At 38.9% G+C, this 1,495-nt stretch carries 1 protein-coding gene; it reads left to right on the top strand.

Features of this window, described 5'->3' with window-relative positions; genetic code table 11:
• Nucleotides 1-114 precede the first annotated feature (114 nt).
• Nucleotides 115-1,445 (top strand): IS3 family transposase gene (locus FG383_RS20690; protein ID WP_142609552.1). Its coding sequence is split into 2 segments (ribosomal slippage): nt 115-493 and nt 493-1,445, totalling 1,332 coding nucleotides; the frame shifts between segments, so codons are not numbered across the junction.
• The last annotated feature ends 50 nt before the right edge of the window (nt 1,446-1,495 follow it).

Genomic DNA, 1,495 nt, shown 5'->3' on the forward strand with positions numbered 1-1,495 from the left:
TGAACTGAACCCCGAATAGTAGACACTTTAGAAAAAGTGTAGCTATTCGGGGTTTTTTCTTTTTCAAAACCCCGTTATACTAGAATTTACGAACTTTGAACGGGAGAAATCATTATGAGTAAAATAATTTTTAACGAACATCAACAGCGCTTATTAGAAGCCAATCTAAATGTCGCATCTGTATCTGATCGAGCTATTCAATATACAGTGGAATTTAAAATTAATGCGGTAAAGGAAAATCAAGCAGGAAAAGGTCCTAAACAAATTTTTGAAGAGAATGGTTTTGACTTAGAAATCATCGGATTAAAGAAAGCCCAAAGTGCACTGACTCGTTGGCGCAAAACCTATCAAACAACGGGAGAACAGGGTTTTTTAGAGGAACGTCGAGGAAAAGCAAGCACGGGGCGTCCAAAGATGGAGAATCTCTCAGCGGATAAAAAATTAGAAAAAGCAGAAGCTCGTATTAAGTATTTAGAAGCTGAATTAACGCTATTAAAAAAGCTCGACGAACTGGAAAGGCAGGCGAAGAAGAAACAATTTTAGCACCACACGAAAAATATCAAGCCATCAATGAAGTGATTCGTCAATATCAACTTCAAAATAAAACGAGCTATTTATGCGAGTTAACCGGTGTTAGTCGCAGTGGCTATTATAAATGGCTTCAAACAACGGAAAAGCGAGCGATTTCAGAGGAACAAGATTATCAAGACTATTTATTGGTGAAGTGCGTGTATGATGCACACCGTGGAAAGTCTGGTTACCGTATGCTTTATATGGAACTAGCAGAGCTGTTAGAAGTCCCGATTAACCATAAGAAAATTCTCCGCATTATGCGCAAATACAATTTCTTTGCCAAAGTACGCCGTGCGAATCCATATCGTCAATTGGCGAAAGCGACCCAAGCTCATAAAACGGTACCGAATGTACTCAACCGCCAATTTGATCAAGATGAGCCAGGGAAAGTTCTTTTAACAGATATTACGTATTTACCACACAGAAGTGGGCAAATGGCTTATTTATCTTGTGTAAAAGATGTGGCTACGCGTGAAATTTTGGCGTATGAACTCTCAAACAGCTTGAAGATGGCGATTGTCGAGCGTACCTTACAAAAGCTTGAAGAAGCATTAGTGGGTAACGTCCATCCAGAAGCAATGATTCATTCAGATCAAGGCTTCCATTATACACATCCAGATTATCAAGAACGTGTAAAGGAAATGGGACTGGCACAGTCTATGTCACGTCGTGGAAACTGTTTAGACAACGCACCAATGGAATCGTTTTTTGGTCATTTAAAAGATGAAGTGGATTATAAAGATGCACAAAACCTCGAAGAATTGAAACAGATGATTGGAAATTATATAGACTATTACAACTCAGAACGAAAGCAATGGGATTTAAAAAAGATGGCTCCGGAAGCATACCGAAACCATCTCATCGCAGCCTAAACTGCAAACTCTCTTTTTATTAAACTGTCTACTTTAAAGGGCTCAGTTCA

This window comes from Psychrobacillus soli (genome assembly GCF_006861775.1).
Lineage (GTDB): Bacteria > Bacillota > Bacilli > Bacillales_A > Planococcaceae > Psychrobacillus > Psychrobacillus soli.